This is a genomic window from Protofrankia sp. CiP1_Cm_nod1 (assembly GCF_920888515.1).
GTDB lineage: Bacteria > Actinomycetota > Actinomycetes > Frankiales > Frankiaceae > Protofrankia.
Map to the genome: position 1 here is coordinate 1 of NZ_CAKKTM010000078.1, position 4,054 is coordinate 4,054.

The 4,054-nt window shown below is 73.2% G+C and carries 3 protein-coding genes; 2 read left to right on the forward strand and 1 reads right to left on the reverse strand.

Going from position 1 to position 4,054, the window contains the following annotated elements:
• The coding region (locus NBX02_RS04280) for an acyl carrier protein (RefSeq protein ID WP_250290076.1) at positions 1–511 on the forward strand (511 nt) is incomplete at its 5' end.
• Between the two features lie 36 nt (positions 512–547).
• Here the strand turns inward: NBX02_RS04280 and NBX02_RS04285 are convergent.
• Positions 548–1,741 (reverse strand): RNA-guided endonuclease InsQ/TnpB family protein, encoded by a 1,194-nt coding sequence (locus NBX02_RS04285; RefSeq protein ID WP_250286845.1) that lies wholly within the window; start codon positions 1,739–1,741, stop codon positions 548–550.
• Positions 1,742–1,971: 230 nt separating this feature from the next.
• Here NBX02_RS04285 and NBX02_RS04290 point away from each other — a divergent pair.
• Positions 1,972–4,054 (forward strand): type I polyketide synthase (locus tag NBX02_RS04290; RefSeq protein WP_445548260.1); only part of this gene is annotated, 2,083 nt, incomplete at its 3' end.

Below are 4,054 nucleotides of genomic sequence, written 5' to 3' on the forward strand. Positions count from 1 at the left end.
GGCCGGGACGACGGCGCAGGCGGCGGCGGAGGGCGCGGACGACGGCCCGGCCACGCTGGTGCGCCGGCTCGCCGAGGCCTCCGAGCGCCAGGCCCGGCGGATCGTCCTCGAGCTGGTGCGCACGGAGGTGGCCGTGGTGCAGAAGCACGCCTCGGCCGACCGGGTCGACGTCACCCGGCACTTCCGTGAGCAGGGCTTCGACTCGCTCGCGGCCGTCGAGCTGCGCAACCGGCTGACGGCCCGCACCGGGCTCGCCCTGCCCGCGACGCTGGTCTTCGACCATCCGTCCCCGGTGGAGCTGGCCGAGCATCTCCGCGACGCCCTCGTCCCGGCCGCGGGCAGCGGAGAAGCGTCCGACAGCGCTCCCGGACAGGAACAGGAAAACGGTCTGGACGCCCCGGACGGCTCCATCACCCATCCGCAGGCCGGCACGCGCACGACGGAGGAACTGCTGTCGGCGTCCGACGACGAACTGATCGCCTTTATAGGCAACGAGCTCGGGATCTCTTGACGTCCTCCCCCGCGTGAACGCGGGGGATTCCAACTCCTACACACCCGCCAGGGAAGGGGGTGCGGTTCGTTGAGGTTCACGGTTCACCGGCACGGCCAACGCCCTGCCTCCCTGCGGGGTCACGGCCCGTCCGGCCGCGATATTCCTTGCAGCGTTGATGTCGGCGTTGCTCTCATGCCCGCAGGCGACGCACACGAACCGAGATTGGCTCTCTCTCGACTCGGCGGCCACATGCCCGCAGGACGAGCAACGCCGACTGGTATAGGCCGCCGGGATCCTCTCCACCCGGCCGGGGGCTTTCTGTTCCAGCCGTCGGACCAGCAGACCCCAGCCGCCCGCGAGGATGCCCCGGTTCAGGCCGGCTTTCGCCCGGACGTTCGTCCCGGGCGCATCCACCGTGCCCCGCGCCGACCGGGTCATCTGCCGGATCTTCAAATCCTCCACCCGGATCACCTCGAACCGGCGGGCGAGATCGGTCGAGGTTTTCTCGACCCAGTCCTTCCGCCGGTCGCTCTCCCGGGCCCGGAGCCGGGCGATCCGGGCCTTGAGCCGGCCGCGGCGGTGCGAGCCGCGTTTCGCCCGGGCGAGCCGGCGCTGCAGCCGGAACAGCCGTGCGGCCTCCTCGCGTCGCAGCCCCGGGCAGCGCAGCAGCTCCCCGGTCGACAAGGCCGCGGACACGACCACCCCCCGGTCCACCCCGACGACCCCACCGGCCCCGGACACCGCGACAGGGTCGGGTACGACGGCGAACGCGACATGCCACCGGCCCGCCCGATCCCGGGTCACCCGGAACGACGTCGCGGCCGGTACCGGGCGCGTGCGGCGGAAACGCACCCAGCCAACCTTCGGGACCCGCACCCGCGACCAGCGGCGGTTCTCCCGCCGGAAATCACCGGGTTTCACCGCGACGTTCCGGAAACCCTCGCCCCGGCCGCGTTTCCGGAACGACGGTTTCCGGTGCGAACCGCGGAAAAAGCCGGCCAGGGCCGTGGCGAAGTCCCGCAACGCCTGCTGCTGAACAATGACGCTGCCCGCGGCAAGCCAGCCGAACTCCCGCCGTGCGTCGGTCAGCTGCCGGTTCTGCTCGGCGTATCCGGGCGCGGGTCCGCGGCGCGGATGCCACCAGGATTGTTGTTCGAGCGCGAGATTCCACACGTACCGCGCGTGCCCGCAATGCGACTCCAGAACCGCCACCTGATCGGCGGTCGGATAGAGTCGGAAACGGGACATGGAATGATCCTACCGAAGGGATGCCGATCTATGATCACCGGCGCACCGGGGGTTTCCCACCGGCCGGGATGCGCACCGCCGGTCACGCCGCACGCAACGCCGATCCCGGCGGATCGGCGTTGCGTGCCCCGCTCCGCGGGAGACCGGATTCCTCCCCGGTCTGAAGGCCGGGGCATTCTCTGGATGCCTTCGGTGACCATGCCCGACACATCCCGCAGGAGAGGCTGACCGTGAGCGACGACAAGATCCGGTACCTGCTGCGCCGCGTCACCGCGGAGCTGCACGACACCCGCGAACGCCTGCGGGAGGCGCGCGGTGAACGCCAAGAGCCGATCGCGATCGTCGGCCTGGCCTGCCGGTTCCCGGGCGGGGCAGGCTCGCCGGACGGGCTGTGGCGGCTGGTCGCCGACGGCGGTGACGCGATCACCGAGTTCCCGCGGGACCGCGGCTGGGACCTGGACGCCCTCTACGACCCCGACCCGGACCACCCCGGCACGTCCTACACCCGTTACGGGGCGTTCCTGGACGCGGTCGGCGACTTCGACGCGGAGTTCTTCGGGATCTCCCCGCGGGAGGCGCTGGCGACCGACCCGCAGCACCGGCTGCTGCTGGAGGCCACCTGGGAGCTGCTGGAGAACGCCGGGATCGACCCGGCGTCGCTGCGCGGCAGCCGCACCGGTGTGTTCGCGGGCACGAACGTGGCCGACTACGCCGCCCAGGCCGACCCGCCGCCGGACCTGGAGGGCTACCTCGGGCTGGGCAGCGCCGGCAGCGTGCTCTCGGGCCGGGTGTCGTACACGTTCGGTTTCGAGGGGCCGGCGGTCACCATCGACACGGCCTGCTCGTCGTCGCTGGTCGCCCTGCACCTGGCCGCCCAGGCGCTGCGCGCCGGGGACGCGGAGCTGGCGGTCGCCGGCGGGGTGACGGTGATGTCCTCCCCCGGCGAGTTCGTCGAGTTCTCCCGGCAGCGCGGGCTCGCCCCCGACGGCCGCAGCAAGGCGTTCGCGGCGGCGGCGGACGGCGTGAGCTGGTCCGAGGGCGTCGGGCTCGTCCTGCTCGAGCGGCTCTCGGACGCCCAGCGCGCCGGCCACCGCATCCTCGCCGTGCTCCGCGCCTCCGCCGTCAACCAGGACGGCGCCTCCAACGGCCTGACCGCCCCCAACGGGCCGTCCCAGCAGCGTGTCATCCGCGCCGCCCTCGCCGCCGCCGGCCTGACCCCCGCCGACGTCGACGCCGTCGAGGCCCACGGCACCGGCACCCGCCTCGGCGACCCCATCGAAGCCCAGGCCCTCATCGCCACCTACGGGCAGGGGCGGCCCGCCGACCGGCCGCTGTGGCTGGGCTCGGTCAAGTCGAACATCGGGCACACCCAGGCCGCCGCCGGTGTCGCCGGGGTCATCAAGCTGGTCCAGGCCATCCGCCACGGCGTCCTGCCGAAGACCCTGCACGTGGACGAGCCGTCACCGTACGTGGACTGGTCGGCGGGTGCGGTAGAGCTGCTCACCGAGGCGCGGGCCTGGCCGGAGGTCGACCGCCCCCGCCGGGCCGCCGTCTCCGCCTTCGGCGTCAGCGGCACCAACGCCCACATCATCATCGAACAGGCCCCCACCGGCCCGGACGCCCCAGCGAACGCCGCGCCAGACGCCACCCCGAACGCCTCGGCAGGCATCCCCGCGGGCGCAGGTGCGGGCGATCATGACAACGAGGGGACAAGTGGTCGCCCCGGCAGCCACTTGCTCCCTCAATCTTCCGCTCGGAACGGGACGGACCGCGATCTGGCGGGTGTCTCGGTGAACGGTTCGGTGCAGCGCCCGGCGGGTGCCGGGACGGACGGCCCGGCGGGCCGGGCGGACGTGCGGGTGGATGCCCGGGCCAGCTCGGACGCGTCCGAGGCAGGCGCGCCTGTCGTCGAGGGGGACGCGGCCGGGAGGAGCGCGGGAGCGTCCGCCGAAAGGAGTGCCGAGGGAAGTGAAGGAAGTATTGCGGCGTCTGTCGGCGAACCGGCTGGCAGTCCGCTGCCGTTCCTGATCTCCGCGCGTTCACCGCAGGCGTTGCGGGAGCAGGCCGCCCGGCTGGCCGCGCACGTCAGCGGTGACAGCACGCTGCGGCCGGTGGACGTCGCCTACTCACTGGCCACCACCCGGGCGACGCTGTCCCACCGGGCCGTCGTCGTCGCCGGCAGCCGCGACGAGCTGCTCGCAGGGCTGAACGCCCTCGAGACAGGGACGACGGCCGCCAACGTCGTCGTCGGCTCCGCGGAAGGGGCGGCGCCCGACGGGCAGGTGGCGTTCCTGTTCACCGGGCAGGGCGCGC

Bases quoted from the DNA above. Each gene is read 5' to 3' on its own strand.
- NBX02_RS04285 (WP_250286845.1), bottom strand. From the start codon at position 1,741: ATGTCCCGTTTCCGACTCTATCCGACCGCCGATCAGGTGGCGGTTCTG.